The organism is Streptomyces sp. bgisy027, assembly GCF_057710365.1.
This window is the reverse complement of record NZ_JBYIVZ010000003.1, coordinates 189,008-210,365: the sequence shown is the minus strand read 5'-3', so window position 1 is coordinate 210,365 and position 21,358 is coordinate 189,008. Positions and strand designations below refer to the sequence as shown.

Annotated in this window: 25 protein-coding genes; 17 read left to right on the top strand and 8 right to left on the bottom strand. The window is 70.1% G+C overall.

What is annotated here, in order from left to right:
• Window positions 1-114: 114 nt before the first annotated feature.
• The gene (locus AC3ETA_RS04680) at window positions 115-705 is read right to left on the bottom strand and encodes a TetR/AcrR family transcriptional regulator (RefSeq protein ID WP_432191525.1); all 591 of its coding nucleotides are present in this window, start codon (window positions 703-705) and stop codon (window positions 115-117) included.
• 125 nt (window positions 706-830) lie between these two features.
• Between AC3ETA_RS04680 and AC3ETA_RS04675 the strand changes: the two genes are divergently transcribed.
• From AC3ETA_RS04675 to AC3ETA_RS04655, 5 genes are all read left to right on the top strand, one after another.
• The gene (locus tag AC3ETA_RS04675) at window positions 831-1,415 is read left to right on the top strand and encodes a dihydrofolate reductase family protein (protein WP_432191524.1); all 585 of its coding nucleotides are present in this window, start codon (window positions 831-833) and stop codon (window positions 1,413-1,415) included.
• Between the two features lie 26 nt (window positions 1,416-1,441).
• Entirely contained in the window at window positions 1,442-1,666 is a 225-nt protein-coding gene (locus tag AC3ETA_RS04670; protein ID WP_432191523.1) for a hypothetical protein, read from the top strand.
• Window positions 1,667-1,760: 94 nt separating this feature from the next.
• A complete protein-coding gene (locus AC3ETA_RS04665; RefSeq protein WP_432191522.1) occupies window positions 1,761-2,177 on the top strand; it encodes a YciI family protein in 417 nt (138 codons plus the stop codon).
• A gap of 22 nt (window positions 2,178-2,199) precedes the next feature.
• Complete coding sequence (locus AC3ETA_RS04660) at window positions 2,200-3,426, top strand: RNA polymerase sigma factor (protein ID WP_432191521.1); 1,227 nt, start codon at window positions 2,200-2,202, stop codon at window positions 3,424-3,426.
• A 9-nt stretch (window positions 3,427-3,435) separates the two neighbouring features.
• Window positions 3,436-3,768, top strand: coding sequence for a DUF952 domain-containing protein (locus tag AC3ETA_RS04655; RefSeq protein WP_432191520.1), 333 nt, complete (start codon window positions 3,436-3,438; stop codon window positions 3,766-3,768).
• 25 nt (window positions 3,769-3,793) lie between these two features.
• On the opposite strand, the gene AC3ETA_RS04650 is transcribed toward AC3ETA_RS04655, so the two are convergent.
• From AC3ETA_RS04650 to sodN, 4 genes are all read right to left on the bottom strand, one after another.
• A complete protein-coding gene (locus AC3ETA_RS04650; protein WP_432191519.1) occupies window positions 3,794-4,543 on the bottom strand; it encodes a VOC family protein in 750 nt (249 codons plus the stop codon).
• On the bottom strand, window positions 4,540-6,039 hold the full coding sequence (locus tag AC3ETA_RS04645; RefSeq protein ID WP_432191518.1) for a glycosyltransferase family 39 protein: 1,500 nt from the start codon (window positions 6,037-6,039) through the stop codon (window positions 4,540-4,542). The genes AC3ETA_RS04650 and AC3ETA_RS04645 overlap by 4 nt, the downstream gene beginning before the upstream one ends.
• A gap of 551 nt (window positions 6,040-6,590) precedes the next feature.
• Window positions 6,591-6,854, bottom strand: a complete 264-nt coding sequence (locus AC3ETA_RS04640; protein WP_432191517.1) for a hypothetical protein — start codon at window positions 6,852-6,854, stop codon at window positions 6,591-6,593.
• Window positions 6,855-7,233: 379 nt separating this feature from the next.
• Entirely contained in the window at window positions 7,234-7,629 is a 396-nt protein-coding gene (gene sodN / locus AC3ETA_RS04635) for a superoxide dismutase, Ni (protein WP_007491258.1), read from the bottom strand.
• Between the two features lie 145 nt (window positions 7,630-7,774).
• On the opposite strand from sodN, the gene sodX reads away from it, so the two are divergent.
• On the top strand, window positions 7,775-8,209 hold the full coding sequence (gene sodX, locus AC3ETA_RS04630) for a nickel-type superoxide dismutase maturation protease (RefSeq protein WP_432191607.1): 435 nt from the start codon (window positions 7,775-7,777) through the stop codon (window positions 8,207-8,209).
• On the opposite strand, the gene AC3ETA_RS04625 is transcribed toward sodX, so the two are convergent.
• A complete protein-coding gene (locus tag AC3ETA_RS04625) occupies window positions 8,113-8,742 on the bottom strand; it encodes a CGNR zinc finger domain-containing protein (protein WP_432191516.1) in 630 nt (209 codons plus the stop codon). The two genes, sodX and AC3ETA_RS04625, sit on opposite strands and share 97 nt — an antisense overlap.
• Window positions 8,743-8,841: 99 nt before the next feature.
• Between AC3ETA_RS04625 and AC3ETA_RS04620 the strand changes: the two genes are divergently transcribed.
• From AC3ETA_RS04620 to AC3ETA_RS04570, 11 genes are all read left to right on the top strand, one after another.
• On the top strand, window positions 8,842-9,612 hold the full coding sequence (locus AC3ETA_RS04620) for a class I SAM-dependent methyltransferase (RefSeq protein WP_432191515.1): 771 nt from the start codon (window positions 8,842-8,844) through the stop codon (window positions 9,610-9,612).
• 147 nt (window positions 9,613-9,759) lie between these two features.
• Window positions 9,760-10,248, top strand: coding sequence for a SigE family RNA polymerase sigma factor (locus AC3ETA_RS04615; RefSeq protein ID WP_432191514.1), 489 nt, complete (start codon window positions 9,760-9,762; stop codon window positions 10,246-10,248).
• Window positions 10,245-10,955: a hypothetical protein gene (locus AC3ETA_RS04610; protein ID WP_432191513.1), complete on the top strand. Its 711-nt coding sequence runs from the start codon at window positions 10,245-10,247 to the stop codon at window positions 10,953-10,955. The genes AC3ETA_RS04615 and AC3ETA_RS04610 overlap by 4 nt, the downstream gene beginning before the upstream one ends.
• A 507-nt stretch (window positions 10,956-11,462) precedes the next feature.
• Window positions 11,463-13,718: a glycoside hydrolase domain-containing protein gene (locus AC3ETA_RS04605; protein ID WP_432191512.1), complete on the top strand. Its 2,256-nt coding sequence runs from the start codon at window positions 11,463-11,465 to the stop codon at window positions 13,716-13,718.
• Between the two features lie 29 nt (window positions 13,719-13,747).
• A complete protein-coding gene (locus AC3ETA_RS04600) occupies window positions 13,748-14,071 on the top strand; it encodes a hypothetical protein (protein WP_432191511.1) in 324 nt (107 codons plus the stop codon).
• Between the two features lie 18 nt (window positions 14,072-14,089).
• A complete protein-coding gene (locus AC3ETA_RS04595; RefSeq protein ID WP_432191510.1) occupies window positions 14,090-14,818 on the top strand; it encodes a hypothetical protein in 729 nt (242 codons plus the stop codon).
• A 26-nt stretch (window positions 14,819-14,844) separates the two neighbouring features.
• Window positions 14,845-15,318, top strand: a complete 474-nt coding sequence (locus AC3ETA_RS04590; RefSeq protein WP_432191509.1) for a hypothetical protein — start codon at window positions 14,845-14,847, stop codon at window positions 15,316-15,318.
• A 77-nt stretch (window positions 15,319-15,395) separates the two neighbouring features.
• Complete coding sequence (locus AC3ETA_RS04585; RefSeq protein WP_432191508.1) at window positions 15,396-16,310, top strand: hypothetical protein; 915 nt, start codon at window positions 15,396-15,398, stop codon at window positions 16,308-16,310.
• 104 nt (window positions 16,311-16,414) lie between these two features.
• Window positions 16,415-17,614 carry a peptidoglycan-binding protein gene (locus AC3ETA_RS04580; RefSeq protein ID WP_432191507.1) on the top strand — a complete coding sequence of 400 codons (1,200 nt, stop codon included), beginning with the start codon at window positions 16,415-16,417 and terminating at the stop codon, window positions 17,612-17,614.
• Window positions 17,611-18,321 carry an ABC transporter ATP-binding protein gene (locus AC3ETA_RS04575; protein ID WP_432191506.1) on the top strand — a complete coding sequence of 237 codons (711 nt, stop codon included), beginning with the start codon at window positions 17,611-17,613 and terminating at the stop codon, window positions 18,319-18,321. The genes AC3ETA_RS04580 and AC3ETA_RS04575 overlap by 4 nt, the downstream gene beginning before the upstream one ends.
• A 35-nt stretch (window positions 18,322-18,356) precedes the next feature.
• Entirely contained in the window at window positions 18,357-19,556 is a 1,200-nt protein-coding gene (locus AC3ETA_RS04570; protein WP_432191505.1) for an ABC transporter permease, read from the top strand.
• Window positions 19,557-19,626: 70 nt separating this feature from the next.
• Here AC3ETA_RS04570 and AC3ETA_RS04565 read toward each other — a convergent pair whose 3' ends face one another.
• A complete protein-coding gene (locus AC3ETA_RS04565) occupies window positions 19,627-20,388 on the bottom strand; it encodes an amino acid ABC transporter ATP-binding protein (protein ID WP_432191504.1) in 762 nt (253 codons plus the stop codon).
• The gene (locus AC3ETA_RS04560) at window positions 20,385-21,329 is read right to left on the bottom strand and encodes an amino acid ABC transporter permease (protein WP_432191503.1); all 945 of its coding nucleotides are present in this window, start codon (window positions 21,327-21,329) and stop codon (window positions 20,385-20,387) included. The genes AC3ETA_RS04565 and AC3ETA_RS04560 overlap by 4 nt, the downstream gene beginning before the upstream one ends.
• Window positions 21,330-21,358 lie beyond the last annotated feature (29 nt).

Sequence of the window (21,358 nt, the reverse complement as noted above, 5' to 3'; positions counted from 1 at the left end):
AGCCCGTGGGGCTGACCGGCCACCACCGGTGAGCCTGTGGGGCTGAGCGGCCACCACCGGTGAGCCCGTGGGGCTGACCGGCCACCACCGGCGTCCCCGCCGCGCCCGCCGCGGCTACTTCTCGGGCACGATCGTCTCCGCGATCCGCTCCACCAGCCCGTCCGGCACGCCCACTCCGGGCAGTACGCCCTCCAGCACGTCCGGCAGGGTCAGATGCTCAAGGAGCAGTCCGAGCATCGCGAGGTACAGGACGGTGACGACCTCGTCGCCGCCGGGCAGCCCGGCGCCGCGATGGAACTCGATGGCCTCGTCGAGGTCGCCGCGCACGGACTTGGTGAAGGCGGAGCGCAGCTCGGGGTGGCGGGAGGCCTCCAGGCGCATCTCCAGCATGGCCAGATATCCCGTGCGGTCGCGGGTCGCGCGGGCCATCAGGTCGTGCATGAAGGTGGTGACCAGGGAGCGGTCCTTCGGCCGGGCCAGCAGCCCGGCGATCACCTCCGGGTCGGGCGCGAGCCGCACATGCAGCCGGGCGTCGATCTGCCGGAGCAGTTCGTCGCGCCCGGTGAAGTAGTTGGAGGCGGTGCCGACCGGCACCCCCGCCTCGGCGTCCACCGCGCGGAACGTCAGCCCGCGCGCGCCCTGACGAGCGAGCACCTCGACGCCCGCGTCGACGAGGGCGGCCCGGCGTTCCGGATTGCCCGCCATTCGCAATCCCCTCTCCCACTTCCAGCCGTTTCAAGAAATGCCCTTGCAACCACTACAAACGAAGTACTACAACTGAAGCACTACAACCGAAGTGGTTGTGTGTCACCCTACGAAAAGAGACCGGCTTGCGAAAGCTCACCTACTTCATCGCCTGCTCGATCGACGGCTTCATCGGCGACCCGAGCGGCGACGCGACATCGATGTACCGCTTCGTCGACGAGGAGTTCCTGGAGTTCCTCAAGGCGGACCACCCGGAGACCGTGTCGACCCCCGGCCGGCGCGCCCTCGGCTTCGACGACCTGCCCAACCGGCGGTTCGACACCGTCATCCAGGGCCGCGGCAGCTATGACCTGGCCCTCAAGGAGGGCGTCACCAGCCCCTACGCGCATCTGCGCCAGTACGTCGCCTCGCGCACCCTGACCGAGTCGCCGGACCCGCAGGTCGAGATCGTCGCGGACGACGTGGTCGGCAAGGTCCGCGAGCTGAAGGCGGAGGACGGCGAGTCGGGCATCTACCTGTGCGGCGGCTCGCAGCTCGCCGGCGTGCTGTTCGACGAGATCGACGAACTCGTCATCAAGACCTACCCCGTCGTGTACGGCAGCGGCATGCCGATGTTCGGCTCGGACTTCGCCGTCACGGAGTTCGTCCACGAGGAGGTGCGCGCGTTCGGGAACGGCGCCGTGGTTCGTACGTACAGCAGGAAGCGCTGAGCCCTCTCCCGCCCTACTCTGAGGACATGGGCAGCCAAGAGCACGTCTGTCCCGACTGCGGACAGCCCGTCGACACGGTCGTCAAGCGCCACAAGACGCTGGGCGCCTGGGTCCCCACCTGGGTGGCGGGCCCGTGCCGGAATCCCGATTGCGCCACCTATGCCGAGGAAGGCGCCGCCGAGCACGAGGGGCGGCACGGGCCCGAAGAGAAGCCCGAGCAGCCCGGGACAGCCGCCGCGAAAAATTCCTGAACCGCATGTCGAGAATCCCGGCCCGGCTCCGACGTCCCCTGTGAGAGCCGCCCCCGAGGGTGGCCCGAGCCGACGCAAGCGAAGGAGCGGACCGATGAAGTACCTGGTCATGGTGCAGGGCACGCAGGCGGACTACGAGGCGATGCAGGGCAAGGGGTCCGCGGGTTCCGTCGCCTGGACCCAGGAGGACGTCCAGGCGATGTTCTCCTTCATGGGGGCCCTCAACGACGAGCTCGCCGAGTCCGGCGAGATGATCGACGCACAGGGGCTGACCGAGCCCGCGAAGACCCGCCACGTCGCCCTGGGCGACGACGGCAAGGCCGTGATCACCGACGGGCCGTACAGCGAGACCAAGGAACTGCTGGCCGGCTACTGGGTGCTCGACTGCGCGAGCCTGGAACGGGTCACGGAGATCGCCGAGCGAGTTCTCCAGTGCCCTCAGCCCGCCGGAGCACCGCTGTACCCCGTGGTGATCCGGCCCATCGGCGAAGGCTCCGGGGACGTCGGCTGAGCCGCGCCACCCACCCGAGGGCATGAGCGCCACACCCGAGACCGAGGACCTGCTGCGCCGGCACGCGCCGCAGGTCCTCGGCGCGCTGGTGCGCCGCTACGGCCACTTCGACTTCGCCGAGGACGCCGTACAGGAAGCGCTGCTCGCGGCGGCCGAGCAGTGGCCGAGCACCGGTGTCCCGGACAACCCGCGCGGCTGGCTGATCAGGGTCGGCTCCCGTCGGCTGACCGACGCCCTGCGTGCCGAGGAGGCGCGCCGGGCCCGGGAGGAGAAGGCCGCGGCGCTCTCCCCGCGGGACGCCTTCACGGCCCCGCCGCCCGGAGCGGACCGCGCGCCCCGCGAGGACGACACCCTGACCCTGCTCTTCCTCAGCTGCCATCCGGACCTGACCCCGCCCGCGCAGATCGCCCTCACCCTCCGCGCGGTCGGCGGTCTGACCACGGCCGAGATCGCCCGCGCGTATCTGGTCCCCGAGGCGACGATGGCCCAGCGCATCAGCCGGGCCAAGCAGAAGGTCCGCGGGGTGCGCTTCGGGCGCCCCGACAACTGGGAGAACCGGCTGCCCGCGGTCCTCCAGACCCTGTACCTGATCTTCAACGAGGGCTATACGGCCACCTCGGGCACGAGCCTGACGCGGCGTGAACTCGCCGGCGAGGCGATCCGGCTGACGCGCGAGGTCCACCGGCTCCTCCCCGGCCACGGCGAGGTGGCCGGTCTGCTCGCCCTGATGCTGCTCACCGACGCCCGCCGCGAGGCGCGCACCGGCCGGTGCGGCGAACTCGTCCCCCTCGACGAACAGGACCGCGACCGCTGGGACAAGGCCGCCGTCGACGAGGGCGTCGCCCTGGTCACCCGGGCCCTGACGCGGGGGCCCGCCGGGCCGTACCAGCTGCGAGCCGCCATCGCCGCCGTGCACGACGAAGCCCCGTCCGCGCAGGAGACCGACTGGGAGGAGATCCTCGGTCTCTACGACGTCCTGGTGCGCATCGTCCCCGGGCCCGTCGAGCGCCTCAACCGCGCGGTCGCCGTCGCCATGGCCCGTGGACCGCGTGCCGGGCTGGCCGAACTGGCCTCGCTGGAGGACGAACTGGGTGCCGGGCACCGCCTGGACGCGGTCCGCGGGCATCTGCTGGAGCGGGCCGGCGCCCATGAGGAGGCACGCGTCGCCTACGAGGCCGCGGCCGCCAAGACGCTGAGCCTGCCCGAACAGCGCTATCTGCACGCGCGGGCGGCACGGCTGAGGCCGTAGCCTCACGCCATGCCCGAAGACACCCACATCCTCCACATCACCGAACGCTCCCTGTGGGAGGCGGCCCGCGAGCGCGGCACGTACGAGATGTCGACCCGCGGTCGCACGCTCCAGGACGAGGGCTTCATCCACTGCTCCACCCGCACCCAACTCCCCTCCGTCGCCGCCTTCCTGTACGGCTCCTACGACGGCCCCGACGAGCTGGTGGTGCTGGTCGTGGACCCCGCCCGGCTGGACGCACCGCTGCGATACGAGGCGCCGAAGCCCGGCGGCGAGGAGTTCCCGCACGTGTACGGGCCGATTCCGGTCGCGGCGGTGGTGGACGTGGAAGCCTGGAAGTGACGGAGCGGGCAGCCGCTCGGCCCCGTCAGGACACGCCGGCGCGGGGCAGCCCGCCCGTCTCCGGGTCCCGGCCCGTCAGGCAGTACGTGCCGCCCGTCGGGTCGCGCATCACCGTCCAGTGCGGCCCCTCGGTGACGGAGGTCGCGCCCAGTTCCTCGTGCCGGATACGGGTCGTCGGGATGTCCGTGCAGGCCAGGTCCAGGTGGGCGGATGCCGTGCGGTCCTCGTCGAGGCGCTGGAGCAGGATACGGACCGGAAGTCCGGTCGGTGGCCGCAGCACGTGGAACTCGGGTCGGGAGCCGGGTGTCGACGCCCAGTCGGGCAACAGGCCGCTCCAGAAGGTGACTTCGGTTCCGTAGGCGGACGGTGGCACGTCCAGACAGAGCTGGTCGAGCCGGGTGCCCTGCACCACGGGCGGCCGTACCGACTCCCCGTACCAGGGCACCGCGCAGCACAACTGCCCGCCGGGGGACCGCAGTACGGCCCAGTCCCCGTGGTCGGCGACGAGGCCGGCGCCCTGTGCGAGCGCCGACTTCACGAAACCCGGTACGTCGTCCACGGCCAGGTCGAGATGCGCGCCGCCCGGCTGCGAGTCGACGCCCTGCACCTTCAGACAGGGGTCCGCCCCGCCGCCGGGCAGCAGGGTCGCGAACTCGCCCTGATCGCCACGGAGCTCGGACAGCTCGGTGTCCGTCACCGCGGTCCAGAACGCCTGGGCCCGGCCGAGGGCCGCGGCGGGGCGGTCGATGAACGCGTAGGTCCAGCGGATGCTCATGGGGCGATCGTAGAACCGGCGGCCCCGGTGTTCTCCGGCGGCCCGATCCGCTCGTACACCGTCACCCGCCGGCCCCGGACCTGCACGTCCGCGACGACTGTGAAGTGCCTCTTCAGTACGGCGGTCTTCGCCTTGTCGCGCTCGCCCGTCACCGCCCGTGCCACCTCGGGCACGTCGGTGACCAGGAGGATCCGCCGCTGGGCCGGCATCGCGGCCCGGATGCGCGCGGGATCCGCCTCCTCGCCCTTCAGCGTTCCCGACGCCACCGGGCCGCGCACGAGCGCCACGTCCCGCAGGCCGGCGAAGGCGTCGGGGGAGACCAGGGCGGTGTCGCGCCGGGCCGCCGGCACGAAGACCACCGCGTCCCCGGTCTCCTTCAGCCGCCGTACCTCCGTCGCGACGGCCAGGACGTCGTCCACCCGGCTGTCCGGGGAGCGCTTGGCCAGCGACTGCGGCAGCAGCGCCACGAACGCGACGGCGACCACGACCGGGACGAGCCATGCGGACGCGCGCGGATGGCGGGGTCCGGCCGCCCGGGTCGCGGTGCCCAGTGCGGTGCCGATCAGCAGGGCCAGGCCCAGCATGCTGAACAGGATGTAGCGGTCCAGGAACAGCGGCCGGACCAGGGAGAGCCCGAGCAGGCCGAGCTGCGGCACCGCCAGCAGCGGCAGCCCGACGGCCGCGACCGACAGCCGCCCGGTGTGCGGCCGGTCCAGCAGGGCCCCGAGACCGCCGATCGCCAGCAGGACCGCCGGGCCGATCAGCATGTGCCAGGTCAACGGGGGGATCCAGGAGACCTGTTCGGACTGGCGCCGGCTGAACAGGATCAGCGGCAGCACCGCGCCGACGGCCAGGACCGACGCGACCGCCCAGCCCGTCCACGTCCGCCGCCGGGCCCGCGTCCACACCAGCGTCGCCAGGTGCGCGGGCAGGATCAGCAGCGACAGCCAGTTCAGCAGCCCGCACACCGCGACCGTCCCGGCGTACGCGATCCAGTGCACGGCCCGGCCGCGTCCCTGGAGGACGGTCACCAGCAGCAGCGTCGAGATCCCGGCGCCCGCCGCGACCAGCGCGTACGGGCGTCCTTCCTGGAGATGGAACTGCACGGCGGGCAGCAGTCCGAGCGTCAGCCCGGCCGCGAGGCCCGCCCGGATCCCGGCCAGCCGGCGGCCGATCTCGGCCACGCAGACCGCCGCGAGGGCCATGGCCAGGACGGAGGGCAGCCGCAGCGCGGTGGTGCCGGGGCCGAAGCACTCGAAGACGGCGTGCATCAGCAGGTAGTACAGGCCGTGCACCACGTCGACCTGCGCGAGCATCTGCCAGATGTCCCCGGTGGACCGCCGCGCGACCTGCCAGGTGGCGGCCTCGTCACGCCACACGCTGTGCTGCCGCGACAGGCCCCACAGACCGAGGGCGAGGGTCCACAGGAACGGGACCAGCCGGAGGGGAGCCTTGCCGAGCAGGCGGGAATTCGCGCGTATCGAGGCCGAGTTCAAGCGGGCGTTCTCTCCAAGGGATCGACGTGCAGTCCGGCGGGGGCCGGCCGCCGGGTGAGGTGATCCCACTCGCCCGCTCTCGCGGAGCACGCCGAAAACCGCCACGGCCGCAGGCCGGGACGGGATCCGAGTGCTGCTCAGCTTCCCCCGTACGCCACCCGGTCACAGGTCGGTACCAGGGGTGGACATGCCAGAACCTACGGGACCGCGGCGATCTCCGGCCACCGCTCGGCACGTGAAGACAATCACCGCCGACGCAAGGAACCTTGAGCGCGGCCGGCCGTCGTAAAGGTCCGTTTCGCTGATGAATCGACGGTTCTTGGGTCAGGTTCTGGCTGTAGCCGTCTGGTGCGGTTCGCCGCCGAAGGCGTGCGGGAACTTCCGCGGACAGGCCCACCCCCGTCGCCACCAGCCCCGTCCCCCACGAAGCCCGCGCCGAGGACCGCGAAGCCGGCCAGTGCCGTGCGGCGGCGGCCGAACGGCCGGTCGCTGAGCCCGACCAGAGCGGCGCTGCCCACGAACAGGCCCACGGCGAAGGCCGACGACCGTGGTCAGCATCGCCGGCCGCCACTCCGGCGGGACGCGGCGGATGGAGCGGGAGCGTCCAGGCTCCCGGACGCCCGCGCGCCGAGGCCGCGCTGCGGCTGCCGCCCCGTCCGGTGCTCGTCGGCCGGCGCGGGCAGGAGGACGACCATGAGCGCGGGCACGGCCACGACGGCGCATGCCGTGCCCAGCACCGCCGCATGGCCGAGCGGTCCGATCAGGCCACCCGCCGCGATCGGCCCGGCGAACGAGGCGTACGAGGAGAACGACATCGCCGTGCTGCGACGCGGACGGCACCGGCCACCGAAGACGTCTGCACCAGGGAGCGGATCATCGGCATGAGCAGCGGCTCGCGCACACCGAGACCGACGCCGAGCGGCGCGATGCCCAGCGCCGACCCCGCGAAGCAGCACAGCACGACCGTGCGCGGCGCGAACCGGTCCCCGAGCCGGGCCGGGGTCCCGCGCGACAGGACGTCCGCGCCGATGGCGAGCGCGAGCAGAACACCGAGTTTCCGCCGGGTGGGCCGGCTGCTCGGGCGGTTCGTCGAGCCTCCGCGCCACCCCGCCCTCGCCGCCCGCGTCCGCGCACGAGGCAGGGGCCCGACCGGCGTGCCGGTCGGGCCCCTTGGGGAGGCCAGGAAGCCCTGGGTCAGGCCTTCTTGGTCTCCCAGAAGATCTTGTCGATCTGGGCGATGTAGTCCAGCGCCTTCTGGCCGGTCGCCGGGTCGGTGGACCCCTTGGCGGCGGAGAGCGCCTTCAGGGCGTCGTTGACGAGCTGGTGCAGCTCGGGGTACTTCTCGAAGTGCGGGGGCTTGAAGTAGTCGCTCCACAGCACCGAGACGTGGTGCTTGGCGAGCTCGGCGCGCTGCTCCTTGATGACGGTGGCACGCGCCTGGAAGTGCGGGTCGTCGTTGGCGGCCATCTTTTCCTGCACGGCCTTCACCGACTCCGCCTCGATGCGGGCCTGGGCCGGGTCGTACACGCCGCAGGGCAGGTCGCAGTGCGCGCTGACCTTGACCTTGGGGGCAAACAGGCGGGAAAGCATGGAGCATTCCTTCCTCGTGATCGTCTTCTCAGGTTGGACATTACTCCCTGCAAGGCGGGTTTTCGCGAGTGCCCCCATGGGCTTAGGACAAAAGTCCGGGGTGAGACTGAGACTGGTGGAGGACTCTACCGGGGAGGTGCCGGGGATGCCGGAGTTGTCGCAGGAGACCGAGCGCGGGCGGGCGGACCGGCCCTTCGGGTGGGCCGAGGTGACCGGGCCGTCGATGGTGCCCACGCTGTATCACGGCGACCTGCTCGTGGTGTGGCACCGGGGGCGGATCCGGCCGGGGGACGTCATCGTGCTGCGGCACCCGTTCCAGCAGGACCTGCTCGTCGTCAAGCGGGCCGCGGAGCGCCGTGAGGGCGGCTGGTGGGTGCTCGGGGACAACACGTACGCCGGGGGCGACAGCACCGACTACGGCGTGGTGCCCGACGAGCTGATCCTGGGCAAGGTCCGCCTGCGCTACCGGCCGCGCAAGCCGGATCAGCGCTCCCCGTTCGCGCTGGCCCGCTGGGCGCTGTCGGCCGTGCGGCCGCTGTTCGCCGACCGGTCCGCCGCCAGGCGTTTGCGGGCGCGGTAGGCGGCCACGTTGGCGCGGGTCGCACAGCGGTCCGAGCAGTACCGCCGGGAGCGGTTGGTGGAGGTGTCGAGGTAGGCGTTGCGGCAGGGCGCGGCCTCGCACAGGCCGAGGCGGTCCACGCCGTACTCCGTCAGGTGGAAGGCCAGGCCCATCGCGGCGATGGCCGCGTAGCCCGCGGTCGCGTTCGACGGGTGGTCCGCCAGGTGCATGTGCCACAGCGGACGGCCGTCGTCGTCGCGGAAGTCGTGCCCGGAGATCTGCGGGCTCACCGGGAACTCCAGCAGCAGCGAGTTCAGCAGGTTCACCGCCAGTGCCTCGTCGCCCTGGTCCGCGGCCTCGAAGACCGACCGCAGCCGGGCGCGGACCGAGCGGAAGCGGGTGACGTCGGCGTCGGTGGCCCGGCGGGCCGCCTCCTGGCTGACGCCGAACAGGTCGCGGACGGCCTCGACCGAGGTCAGTGAGTCCTTGCCCCGGGCCGGGTCCTCGCTGTTGACGAGTCGTACGGCGTAGTCCGAGTAATAGGCCAGTTCCACTTGTAGTCCTTACGGAGGCGTTCTATCGTCGGGGTACGGTCGGGTAACAGCTGATCGTGCGTCCAGGGTATTACGTGATGTGCGCGACGGAGGGGCTCGATGACGGACACGGACACCACCACCCAGGCCGCCGACTGGTCCGCCTGGCAGGAGAGCTGGGACCGCCAGCAGGAGTGGTACATGCCCGACCGCGAGGAACGCTTCCGGATCATGCTCGACCTGATCGAGGCCCTCGTCGGACCCGCCCCGCGCGTGCTCGATCTCGCCTGCGGCACGGGAAGCATCACGGCCCGGCTGCTCGCGCGGTTCCCCGAGGCCACCAGCACCGGCGTCGACCTCGACCCGGCACTGCTCGCCATCGCCGAGGGCACCTTCGCCGGCGACGAGCGGGTCTCGTTCGTCACCGCCGACCTCAAGGACCCGCACTGGACGGCGAGGCTGCCGTACGACTCCTACGACGCCGTCCTGACCGCCACGGCCCTGCACTGGCTGCACCGTGAACCCCTCGCGGCCCTCTACGCTCGGGTCGCGGGGCTGGTCCGCGACGGCGGTGTCTTCATGAACGCGGACCACATGATCGACGACACGACGCCCCGGATCAACGCCGCCGAGCGCGCCCAGCGCCACGCCCGCATGGATCAGGCCAAGGCGCGGGGCGTCCTCGACTGGGCCGAGTGGTGGCAGCTCGCCGCGCGGGACCCGCTGCTGGCCGAGCCCACGGCCCGCCGCTTCGAGATCTACGGCGAGCACGCCGAGGGCGACACGCCGTCCGCCGAATGGCATGCGCGTGTGCTGCGCGAGAAGGGCTTCGGGGAGGCCCGGGCGGTGTGGCGCTCGCCCTCGGACGCGCTGGTCCTCGCGCTGAAGTAGACCGCCGTCGGTCATGCCGTCGTGGCCGTACGGCGAGGTGGAGGCGGTACGAGGAATTCGTACCGCCGCCACTGCGTCCTCAAAGGCCTCCCACCGCACTGGAAGGAGTGAGACGGTCCCTGCCGGAGGGGCGGGAGAGGGGGCGCGATGACGCGGGGCGCGGAAGCGTCACTGCATGCCTTCGTCGAGGGCAGGCGGACGGCCTTGTTCCGCAGCGCCTATCTGCTGTGCGGCAACCCGGACGACGCGGAGGACCTCGTCCAGACCACGCTGGTCAAGGTCGTCCTCGGCGCACGCCGGCACTCGCGCCTGGACAACCTCGACGCCTACGCACGCCGGACGCTGGTGAACACCTTCATCGCCGGGCGCCGCCGCTTCTGGCGCCGCGAGCAGGCGTACGGCGAGCTGCCGGACGTCCCGGAGCGGTCCGTGGACAGCGACACCGGCGTCATGGTCCGCGCCGCCCTCGCGCAGCTCGCGCCCAGGCAGCGGGCGGTGCTGGTACTGCGCTACTGGGAGGACCTCAGCGTCTCCGACACCGCCGAGCTGCTCGGCATGCGCGAGAGCACGGTCAAGAGCCACACGGCGAGGGGGCTCGCGGCGCTGCGGGCCGCGGTACGGGAGGAGCACGTATGAGCCGGCACGACGACGTGAGCGACGTACCGCGTGCGACGGAGCTGCTGGGGCGGGCCCTCCAGGGCGTTCCGATGCCGTCGGGGCCCGGTGCGGACGCGGTGTTCGCGCGGGCCGCACGTGTGCGGTGGCGCCGGCGGAGGGCGGTGGCCGGGACCGCGGCGGCCGTTGCCCTGGTGAGTCTGGTCGGCACCGGGGTGCTGCCGTGGGACGGCCCGGAAGGGCCGGGGACCGCGCTCGGCGCCCCCACGTCCAGGGCGGAGGGGCTGGCGAGGCTGCTGCCACCCGGGACCGGCGAGGTCCGCGAGGTCGGGGACGTCGTGGGCGAGGGTCCCTACGACGGGCTCTACGCCGTCCACCGGGACGGCGGCGTCGGGTATCTCAACATCCAGGTCCTGTCGAGCCGGCGGGAGGAGTGGCCGGTGCCGGTCGGGCAGGGGTGCTCGTCGGACGTCCCGGGGACGTCGGCGGCCTGCGTCCCCGAGACCCTGCCGAACGGCGACGTGCGCGAGTCCACCGAGCCGGCGCGGGGGAGCCGCGGGGACCGGCCCTGGCGTGCCGTGCGGCTGTTCACGAAGGGCTACGCGGTCATGATCAAGGCCGCTGACGGGTTCGACGCCAGGTGGGCGCTGGGCCCGCGGCTCGACGCTCCGCCGCTGACGGCGGACCAGCTGCGTGCGCTGGTGACGGCGCCGCAGCTGCTGCCGTAGGCCGGGCGCAGGACCGCCCTTTCGGTGTCGTACCGTCAGAACGCCTGCCCCATGGGTGTTTTCCAGCCATCCGCAGTGGTCATACGCCTCTTCGTGGCCCGCGGCTTCACATGGAACGCTCAGGTAACTCCCGTACTGAGCACGCGTTCTGCGCGCCTGGTCTCGCTGTCGAACAAGTGAGCGTTTCGAGCCAACCGTCCCGGGAGCCGTGGAAATCGCTTGAGCAGCCGCTGACCTGTGACTACGTTTGCGGCCGTGTCCGGCGGATCGTGACCAATCCGCCACGGGGGCACATCAGCCAGCGACCGGGGGGCCGGCGTCGCTACGGGGGAGGGGAATTCGTCATGCCGCGATGTCGGCTGCTCGCTCATGCCGCGACGTGCCCGCATGCTTCGCTCCGCCGTTCTGCTCGCTCCTGGGGTCAGGCGCGTCTCGCGTGACCGAGGCGCTTTGTCCACCGGCATTCCGACGCCGTCGATTCGCGAGCACTCAAGGAGAAGCCGTTCCATGGCCGACGAGATGGTTCTGCAGGCGCAGAAGTTCATCAACAAGGTGTACGGCAGTCGTATCGGCATGACGGTCGAGGAGAACGGCAGGACCGGCTGGCCGGTCATGTACGCCCTCACCCGAGCCCTCCAGTGGGAGCTCGGCATCGCGCCCGTATCGAACAGCTTCGGCCCCACCACCCTGTCGACGCTTCAGTCGAAGCACCCGAAGATCAACGCGTCCACCGCGCCGTCCGCGGACTTCATCCGCATCGTGCAGGCGGCCCTGTACTGCAAGGGCTACGACGGCGGCGGAATCGACGGCAAGTTCAGCGATCGGGTCGCGTCGTCCATCACCCTGCTCAAGCAGCGCATGGGTGTCGACGGGGTCCACCCCGGCGCCGACCTCACTCCGAAGGTCTTCAAGGGCCTGCTGAACATGGACGCCTACGTCACCGTCCAGAACGGCTTGGACTCCGTCCGGTCGATCCAGCAGTGGCTCAACGGGCGGTACGTCAACCGCCAGGACTTCTTCATCGTCCCCTGCGACGGCCACCACTCCCGTGACGTCGCCAAGGCCATGGTCTATGCCATCCAGTACGAGATCGGCATGGCGGACGGCACCGCCAACGGCAACTTCGGCCCCGGCACCCAGGCCGGCCTGAAGAACCACACGCTGTCCGTGGGCTCCAACGGCACCTGGGTCCAGCTGTTCACCGCGGCCATGATCTTCAACCAGCGGTACGGCGTGTCCTTCGCCGGGACCTTCACCGCGGGTCTCTCCGGTGCCGTCCGCGAGTTCCAGGCCTTCGTGAAGCTTCCCGTCACCGGCCTCGGGGACTTCTCCACCTGGGCGTCGCTGCTGGTCTCGCACGGTGACCAGTCGCGCAAGGGCGAGGCCTGCGACTGCGTCACCAAGATCACCCCCGCGCGAGCGGCGGCCCTGAAGGCGGAGGGTGTCAAGTACGTGGGCCGCTACCTGTACAACCCCGACCCCACTCCCAGCGGCGATCTGAAGGAGAAGGAGATCCAGCCCGGTGAGCTGCAGACGATCGCCGACAACGGACTGAGCTGCTTCCCCATCTACCAGACCTACGGGCGTGGCAAGGACTCGTTCGGTCCCGCACAGGGAACCGCCGACGCCATCAACGCCGTCATGCACGCGGAGCGGCACGGCTTCAAGCCCGGCAGCCGTATCTACTTCGCCGTCGACTACGACGCCGTCGACGACGAGGTCAGCAGCCATGTGATCCCGCACTTCCAGGGCATCAACGACGGTATCGAGTCCTCGGGCGCCGACTACAAGGTCGGTATCTACGGGCCGAGAAACGTGTGCTCCCGCGTGTCGGAACGCAAGCTCGCCGACGCGAGCTTCGTTTCCGACATGTCCTATGCCTTCTCAGGCAACTTCGGCTACTCCATGCCCAACAACTGGGCCTACGACCAGATCGTCACCAAGTGGGTCGGCTCCGGCGACGGCAGGATCGAGATCGACGTCAACATCGCCTCCGGCAGGGACACCGGCCAGAACTCCTTCAACCCCTCGCCCTCCACGGGCTCCGGGCTCGACGTCGAGTTCAACAACATCTTCTGGGAGGGACTGCGCACCGACATCCGGGCGTACCTGGAGTCGGTCGGGGTGCCCGAGTCCAACTGGTACACCAAGTTCACCACCACCGAAGCCATCGACTTCGTCCTGAGCTGGGACAACGTGTTCACCGACCTGGCTCGCCGGTACAGGATGCGCAAGGCGCTGATCCAGCTCCCCGTGCTGTGGGAGATGCGCCACTACAACGTCAGCAACATCCTCAAGGTCGACGACCGGTATTCCGATGCCGCCGTGTACCAGTACCACACGGGCCAGCTGCCCGACTGGTGGCCGGACGCGATCACGGACTCGATGCGGGACTCCTCCACCGGTCTGGCGCAGATCTTCGGTGCCACCGCGATCAACGCGAGGAACCTGGCGGTGGACAAGGGGCTGCTGCCCGCGACGTCCCGCCGTGACGCGAGTGACGACGCCGACCTGTTCCAGATCTGGACCAAGCTGCGGACGAACAACTCGTTCACGGCCGCGACCGTCCCCTTCGTGCACATGTACCACGCGTCTCTCATCGGTGTGGCCGGACCCGGCATCGACTCCTCCGAGGCGGACACCGAGAAGGTTCTGATCCGCTATCAGGGCACCACGGAGGACGCCGTGACGGAGGGGAAGAAGCGCATGGGTCTGTACCGGGTGTTCGAGAAGTACTACGCCCCGATGCGCGAGCACGCTTGATGAAGGGCCGACAGTCTCCCTGGCCGCCGGTGGCGATCAATCTGCTCATCGGGATCCCGGCCATGGTGCCTCTGTACAGCCTGTGGTGGCTCGCACAGCGCTCCTGGTTCGGGTACGACTCCGTGGCCGGCCGGTCCAGCACGATCGTCGCGGTCTGCGGAGCCGACTGCGACCGGGTCGGCCTGGCCACGATGACCGCCACCGCGACCGGGTTGCTCGTGCTGCTGCTGGTGATCGTGGCCGATGTCCTCGTGCCGCTGCAGCGTGACCGCGCGCCGGCCCCATGGCTGAAGGCCACAGTGCTCGTTCTCGTCCCGTACGTCCTCTTCCAGGCCGTCTCCGCGGCCCTGTAGCCAACTGGAGTTACGCACGTGAGTGCTGACATATCGCGCCGAGCTCTGCTCGCACGCACCTCCGCCGTGGTCGGCGGTACCGCCTTGGCCTCGTTCCTCGGAACCACCCTGTCAGCCCCCGCGGCCCACGCCGCCACCACCCCGACCGGCACGAAGGACGAGGTCCCGGCCTCGGTCTCGACGGGCAGACCGTCCCTGAACGGCTGGGAGATGGAGAACTCCGCCGACGACGGAGGAGAGATCTGGACCCGCCCGGTCCTCGGTACCCCCCTCGACGACGTTCAGGTCCGCATGGGCGAGGTGGAAACCGTCCTCGTGCATGTGGTCCAGCGCTTCCACTACGAGATAGACCAGCTCCGACGTGGTGACGTCGAAGGCTGGCGCCATCCGGGCACGGTGCGCAAGGGACTCGCGGAGTCGAACCTCGCATCGGGGACCGCGGTTCACATCCGGCCCGGCTTCTATCCGTCCGGCCTGCAGGGCGGGTTCTTCCCGAATCAACTCGTCATCGTCCGGGACATTCTCGCCGACTGCGAAGGCGTCGTCAGATGGGGAGGAGACGACAGGAAGCCGGACGAGGCCCTGTTCTACGTAGACGTCCCACCCGGTGACGAGCGGCTGGTCCGCGTCGCGAACAAGATCCGCCTGTGGGCGGCGACTCCCGGCAGGGGAGCCGGGTCCGACGTCGACCCGTTCCGGCGAAAGCGTCGCGAGGCAGCCGAGCAACTGGCCCGACAGCAGTCCTGAACACCAACTCCTGAAAGGGAAACAGAATGAGAAGCAAAGTCACCGCCCTCGCGGCAGCAGTCGTTGCGCTGGGAATCGGCATGGCGGCCCCGGCGCACGCCGACTCGGGCAACACGGGCTACGAGAACCAGATGAGCCCCGAGGCCTGCGGCAAGTCCCAGGCGGCATCGACGTTCAAGTACGCCATCTACTACAACTCGAACTACGGCGGTGCCTACCGGAACGTCGGCTACAGCGTCTGGGATTTCGCCGATGAGCGCATCGGGGGCGCCCCTCAGGGCGGCACCCAGCCGCTCAAGTTCTGCCATGGCGGCAACGGCAATCTCCAGGGCATCAAGAACAACGCCGCGTCGGTGAAGAACAAGCACACGACCTACTACGCGGTGACGTACTACAACAGCGGATACAAGGGTTCCGCGGACTGGACCAGCCCGCGTGGACAGAACAACCTCTCGGTGACGAAGAACGAAAACGCCTCCTTCGCCTGGCAGACCCTCTGAGCTGCTGCCCCTGTGACTGCCGCCGCTCCGCGAGGAGCGGCGGCAGCCGTCCCCCTTGCCGACAGCAGGAACACGGAATGCTGAAAAGAATCAAGCGAATCGGCCTCGGCTCACTCGTGGTCGCAGCGGCGGCCATGTCAGCCACCGGTTGCGCGGCCGGCGACACGGCGGGGAATCCTACGGTCGCCACCCCGAGCGCGACCCTTCCCTTCGACGCCGCCGACCCCGCGACCTGGGTCCTTCCCATCGAGGGCTATCTGCCCTCGGACAACGAGAGAAAGCAGATCGCGCAGGCCCGGGAGACCCTGGCCGGCGACTGCATGAAGAGGTTCGGCCTCTCCTGGCAGCCCGCACCCGACCTGCCGCGTCTGGGCCCCAAGACCCTGGTCGACTGGCGCTACGGCATTCACGACATGGCGCTCGCCGAGGAGCGGGGTTACAAGCCGGCGGCCGACGAGCAGGACGCGTACGACCAGGCCGTCCAAGCCGGTGCCGTGGACGACACATCGGGCACCGGACCGGACACCCGGGTTCTGGAGGGCGGTGCCAAGAAGGTGGGCGGCAAGCCGGTCCCCGAGGGCGGTTGCCTCGGGGAGGCGGACCGGAAGGTCTCCGCCGGAGCCATGAACACCACGGTCGCCCAGACGATCAGCAACGAGACCTTCGCCCGGTCCCAGCAGAGCCCCGACGTCCTGGAAGCTTTCGAGGCATGGTCGGCCTGCATGAAGAAGAGCGGCTTCGACTACGAGCGGCCGCTGGACGCGAGCGACGACCCCCGGTTCGGCTCGCGGGACGTCACACCGCTCGAAATCAGGACGGCGACCGCCGACATCTCCTGCCGGGACAAGAGCGACGTCGCAAGGATCTGGTTCGATGCCGAGGTCACCCTCCAGCACGAGAAGATCGAGTCACAGGCCGAGCAGTTGAACAAGGAACGCGAATCCCTGGACGAAGCTGTGAAGAAGGCCGCTGATGTGGTGGCGAGATCCTGATGGGGCGGCCTCGTCGAGCGGCGGACGCCGAGGCGACCGTCCCGTCGGCGGATTCCCGAGCCCCTCGCGGCCTCACACGGCGGCGAAGGGGCCTCGGCGTTCTCGTGCTCGCCTGTCTGGTGTGCACCGGAGCCGGCGCGGGAGCCGCCCTGGTCGTCAAGTCCCCCGCGCAGGTTGCCGCTGACACGGCGCCACCGGCGCAGGACATCCTCACGGCAACGGTCGAGCATCGGGTGATCTCCCAGTCCCTGATCACCCGCGGGCACGTCACCGCGTCTCAGCACGCCGACGTCTCGGCCGGTCCGCAAGCCGACAAGGACGTCGGCCGATCAGTGGTGACGAAGGTCAACGCGGCTGCGGGCCACGAAATCGCCGCCGGGCAGGTACTGCTGGAGATATCCGGACGTCCGCTGTTCGTCCTCAAGGGCGCTGTTCCCGCATACCGTGATCTCGCCCCGGGAAAGCGCGGGGACGACGTGGCTCAGCTGCAGACCGCGTTGCGCGAGTCCGGCCACCCCACCGGGGGTGACGCCGCGGGGGTCTTCGGACCCGGAACCCGGAACGCCGTGATCTCCTTCTATCGCTCCATCGGGTACGAAGCGCCGACGATCGAAGTCGCCGCGCCCGAGACCAAGGAATCCAAGCCGATCGGAACAGCCTCTTCTCCGGTACTGAAAGAGGCCGAGCCACCTTCCTCCGTTCCCGTTCTCCCCCTCTCGGAGGTGGTGTTCGTCCGGTCCTTCCCCGCCTACATCGACGAGGTGCGTGCCAAGGTCGGTGACGAGGCCGGAGCGAGTCTGCTGTCCCTCTCGGCCGGCGCGCTGACCGTCGAAGGGTCCGTGACTCCGCAGGAGAAGGGAATGATCCGTCCGGGCCAGGAAGTGCGCATCTACTCTGAGGCGATGGGGCGCCAGTTCACCGGGAAGGTCACTTCCGTCGGCAAGGACAGGAGTCCCGCACAGGACGGCAGCCAGGATACGGAGACGGAGAAGTACACGGTCGAGGTCGCGCCGACGAAGCCCCTGCCGACGGAACTGAACGGCGAGAACGTGCAGTTGACCGTCGTCGCGGCCTCGTCGAAGGGCAAGGTCCTCACCGTCCCCTCGTCGGCTCTGTCCACCGGCGCCGACGGCCTGACGAGCGTCACAGAGCGCAGGGGGCGAGCGGAGTATCGGATTCCCGTCACCGTCGGCGTGTCCGGGGACGGCTTCGTCCAGGTGACTCCGCAGAAGGGGCGACGGCTCGGGATCGGCGCCCAGGTGGTCGTAGGAGTACAGCCGGGAACAGCGGTGGGCGGGCCGTGACCGGTTCCGGCGACAGCGTTCCCGTCATCGAGTTCCGGGACGTCGGACTGGCCTACCCCGGGCCGCCGGCCGTGCATGCCCTGCACCCCTGCGATCTGCGCATCGACAGCGGGGAGTTCATCACCGTGGTGGGGCCGTCCGGATCGGGCAAGTCCACCCTGCTGAACATCGCGGGGCTGCTGGACACGCCCACCGCGGGCCGATACCTGTTGAACGGCATCGACACGCAGGACATGAGCGCCTCCCGCCTGGCCGCTCTGCGCGGTGAGCAGATCGGGTTCGTCTTCCAGGCCTTCCACCTCCTTGCCCACCGCAGCGCGCAGGAGAACGTCGAACTCGCCATGCTCTACCAGTACGTCCCTCGGCGGCAGCGGCGGCTGCGCGCCGCGGCCGTGCTGGAACGGGTGGGGCTCGCACACCGGGCGGCAGCCTTGCCGACCCAGATGTCCGGCGGCGAACGCCAGCGAGTCGCGGTGGCCCGCGCCCTGGTGGCCGAGCCCTCGCTCCTCCTCTGCGACGAACCCACCGGCAATCTCGACACCGCCACCGCGGCGTCCCTGCTCGACCTGATGGATACGCTGCACCGCGACGGAATGACCATCGTGGTGATCACTCATGACGCTCAGGTCGCCGAGCGCGGGCAGCGCACCATCACCATCCGTGACGGTGTCCTGTCGGACCCCGCGTCCCACCGGAGGGCCGCGTGACGAAGCCCCGTCGCTCCGCTCCGGCCCGATCCCGAATGGCGGTTCGCGACCTGCTCTCCGAAGCCGTGGCCGGAATCGTCCAGCGACCGGCCCGGTCCGTGCTCACTGCCCTGGGCACCGTCCTCGGCGTCGGAGCGTTCATCTCGGTCCTGGGCATCACCGGTACGGCCGCGTCCCAGATCGACTCGCGGTTCAACCTTCTCACCGCGACCGAGGTCAATGTCACCGACATCAGCCCCCGCAACCCCGCCGTGCCCGAGGTCGCCTTCCCGAAGGACGCGGAGGCGAGGATCACCCGGCTCAACGGGGTGCGCGCGGCGGGCGTCTACTGGGACGTCCGGCTCCGCCCCGAAGAGACGGTGCGAGCCGCCCCGGTGGGCACGGCCAACGGCGTCGACGCCCGCACCCAGGTGATCGCCGCCTCCCCTGGCATCTGGTCGGCGACGGACGCCCGATTCGTCCAGGGGCGGGCCTTCGACGGCTTTCACGAAAGTCATCACCAGGCCGTCGCCGTGCTCGGCGAGGCGACCGCGAGGCGCCTCGGCATCACCACGCTGCGCACTCACCCCGCCGTCTTCATCGGAGGGAGGCCGTTCACCGTGATCGGCATTCTTGAGGACGTCGAGCGGAAGCCGGAGCTGCTGCTGTCCATCACTGTGCCGCGCTCGGTCGCCGAACGGACCTGGGGCGCACCCGATGTCCAGGGAGCGCGGATGCTCATCGCCACACAACTCGGCGCGGCCGGTCAGATCGCCCAGGGGACGGCGGTCGCGCTGCGCCCGGAGCACCCCGAATTCTTCAAGGTGGCGCCCCCCGCGGACCCTCGGTCGCTTCGTGGCGCGGTCAGTGCGGACCTGAGCCAGTTGTTCCTTCTGCTCGCCGGGGTCTGTCTCATCGTCGGAGCGGTCGGGATCGCCAACACCACCCTGGTCGCCGTGATGGAACGGACCGGAGAGATCGGTCTGCGCCGCGCCCTGGGCGCCCGCTCGGTCCACATCACCCTGCAGTTCCTCACCGAGTCCACGGCACTCGGCCTCGTCGGTGGCCTGGTGGGCACCTCGATCGGCACCGTGGTCGTGGTCTCGGTCGCGGCGGCGAGGCAATGGACGCCGGTCGTCGATCCCGCCACCCTGGCCCTGGCCCCCGCGCTCGGCCTGGCCGCAGGCCTGCTGGCAGGCCTGTACCCGGCCTGGAGAGCCTCCCGGATCTCACCCGTCGAAGCCCTGCGCCGCTGAGCGGCCCGCCGGAAGTGCCAAGGTGAAGGGGCGGTACGGATATCCGTACCGCCCCTTCACCGCCCTACCGTCAGAGCACCTTGGACAGGAACGCCTGCGTCCGCTCGTGCTGCGGGTTGGTCAGGACCTGGCGCGGGTCGCCGGACTCCACGACCACGCCGCCGTCCATGAAGACCAGGCTGTCGCCGACCTCGCGGGCGAAGCCCATCTCGTGGGTGACGACGACCATCGTCATGCCGGACTCGGCGAGGTCGCGCATGACGTCGAGGACGTCGCCGACCAGCTCCGGGTCGAGAGCCGAGGTCGGCTCGTCGAAGAGCATCAGCTTCGGGTCCATCGCCAGCGCACGGGCGATCGCCACCCGCTGCTGCTGGCCGCCGGACAGCTGGGAGGGGTAGCTCCCGGCCTTGTCGGCGAGGCCGACGCGGTCCAGCAGCTCCCGCGCCCGCTCCCTGGCCTTGCCCTTGTTCACGCCCTTGACCTGGATCGGCGCCTCGATGACGTTCTCCAGCGCCGTCATGTGCGGGAACAGGTTGAACCGCTGGAACACCATGCCGATGTCCCGGCGCTTCACCGCGACCTCGCTGTCCTTGAGCTCGTACAGCTTGTCGCCCTTCTGGCGGTAGCCGACCAGCTCGCCGTCGACGTACAGCCGCCCGGCGTTGATCTTCTCCAGGTGGTTGATGCACCGAAGGAAGGTGGACTTGCCGGAGCCGGAGGGGCCGATGAGGCAGAACACCTCGCCCTGCTTCACCTCCAGGTCGATGCCCTTGAGGACCTCTAGGGGACCGAAGGACTTGTGGACGCCCTCGGCCTTGACCATGGCGGTCATGCGGTGCCTCCTGTCGGCTTCGAGCGGTTGGACAGGGACAGCAGGTTCGCCCTGATCTTCTGGAACGGGGTCGCCGGCAGCGAGCGGCTGGACCCCCGGGCGTAGTAGCGCTCCAGGTAGTACTGGCCGACGCTGAAGACCGAGGTCAGCAGCAGGTACCAGGCCGCCGCCAGGAACAGCATCTCGGCGGGGGCGCCGGAGGTCTGGCCGATGTCCTGGGCCGCGCGGAACAGCTCGGGGTACTGGACGACCGAGACCAGCGAGGTCGTCTTCAGCATGTTGATGACCTCGTTGCCCGTGGGCGGCACGATCACGCGCATCGCCTGCGGGATCACGATCCGGCGCAGCGTCTTCACATGGCTCATGCCCAGCGCGTGGGAGGCCTCGGTCTGGCCCTCGTCGACCGCGAGCAGACCGGCACGGCAGATCTCCGCCATGTACGCGGCCTCGTTGAGGCCGAGGCCCAGCAGCGCCGTCAGGAACGGGGTCATGAAGTCCGACCACTCGTTCTTGTAGAACGGGCCGAGGTTGATGTACTCGAAGACCAGGCCCAGGTTGAACCAGACGATGAGCTGGACCAGGACCGGGGTGCCGCGGAAGAACCAGATGTAGAACCAGGCGATCGACGACGTCACCGGGTTCTTCGACAGGCGCATCACGGCGAGCAGGATGCCGCCGACGACGCCGATCGCCATGGCGAGGACGGTCAGCAGGAGCGTCCTGCCCACGCCGTTCAGGACACGGTCGTCGAAGAAGTAGTCCGGGATCGCACCCCAGTTGATCTTGCCCTGGGAGAACGCGTACACGACGCCGCCCAGCAGGGCGAGCGCCACCACGGCCGAGATGTACCGCCCGTAGTGCCGGACCGGGATCGCCTTGATCGCCTCCGGACCGGCCGGCGGGGTGTCCGCCGGCCCGTCCTTCTTGTCGATGTCAGTCACAGGTGTTGCCTTTCAGTGCCCGCTGTCAG

Bases quoted from the DNA above. Each gene is read 5' to 3' on its own strand.
- AC3ETA_RS04640 (WP_432191517.1), bottom strand. From the start codon at position 6,854: ATGTCGTTCTCCTCGTACGCCTCGTTCGCCGGGCCGATCGCGGCGGGT.
- sodX (WP_432191607.1), top strand. From the start codon at position 7,775: ATGCCGGAGTTGTCGCAGGAGACCGAGCGCGGGCGGGCGGACCGGCCC.
- AC3ETA_RS04615 (WP_432191514.1), top strand. From the start codon at position 9,760: ATGACGCGGGGCGCGGAAGCGTCACTGCATGCCTTCGTCGAGGGCAGG.
- AC3ETA_RS04570 (WP_432191505.1), top strand. From the start codon at position 18,357: ATGGCGGTTCGCGACCTGCTCTCCGAAGCCGTGGCCGGAATCGTCCAG.
- AC3ETA_RS04610 (WP_432191513.1), top strand. From the start codon at position 10,245: ATGAGCCGGCACGACGACGTGAGCGACGTACCGCGTGCGACGGAGCTG.
- AC3ETA_RS04620 (WP_432191515.1), top strand. From the start codon at position 8,842: ATGACGGACACGGACACCACCACCCAGGCCGCCGACTGGTCCGCCTGG.
- AC3ETA_RS04665 (WP_432191522.1), top strand. From the start codon at position 1,761: ATGAAGTACCTGGTCATGGTGCAGGGCACGCAGGCGGACTACGAGGCG.
- AC3ETA_RS04590 (WP_432191509.1), top strand. From the start codon at position 14,845: ATGAGAAGCAAAGTCACCGCCCTCGCGGCAGCAGTCGTTGCGCTGGGA.
- AC3ETA_RS04670 (WP_432191523.1), top strand. From the start codon at position 1,442: ATGGGCAGCCAAGAGCACGTCTGTCCCGACTGCGGACAGCCCGTCGAC.
- AC3ETA_RS04680 (WP_432191525.1), bottom strand. From the start codon at position 705: ATGGCGGGCAATCCGGAACGCCGGGCCGCCCTCGTCGACGCGGGCGTC.
- AC3ETA_RS04655 (WP_432191520.1), top strand. From the start codon at position 3,436: ATGCCCGAAGACACCCACATCCTCCACATCACCGAACGCTCCCTGTGG.
- AC3ETA_RS04660 (WP_432191521.1), top strand. From the start codon at position 2,200: ATGAGCGCCACACCCGAGACCGAGGACCTGCTGCGCCGGCACGCGCCG.
- AC3ETA_RS04565 (WP_432191504.1), bottom strand. From the start codon at position 20,388: ATGACCGCCATGGTCAAGGCCGAGGGCGTCCACAAGTCCTTCGGTCCC.
- AC3ETA_RS04585 (WP_432191508.1), top strand. From the start codon at position 15,396: ATGCTGAAAAGAATCAAGCGAATCGGCCTCGGCTCACTCGTGGTCGCA.
- AC3ETA_RS04605 (WP_432191512.1), top strand. From the start codon at position 11,463: ATGGCCGACGAGATGGTTCTGCAGGCGCAGAAGTTCATCAACAAGGTG.
- sodN (WP_007491258.1), bottom strand. From the start codon at position 7,629: ATGCTTTCCCGCCTGTTTGCCCCCAAGGTCAAGGTCAGCGCGCACTGC.
- AC3ETA_RS04650 (WP_432191519.1), bottom strand. From the start codon at position 4,543: ATGAGCATCCGCTGGACCTACGCGTTCATCGACCGCCCCGCCGCGGCC.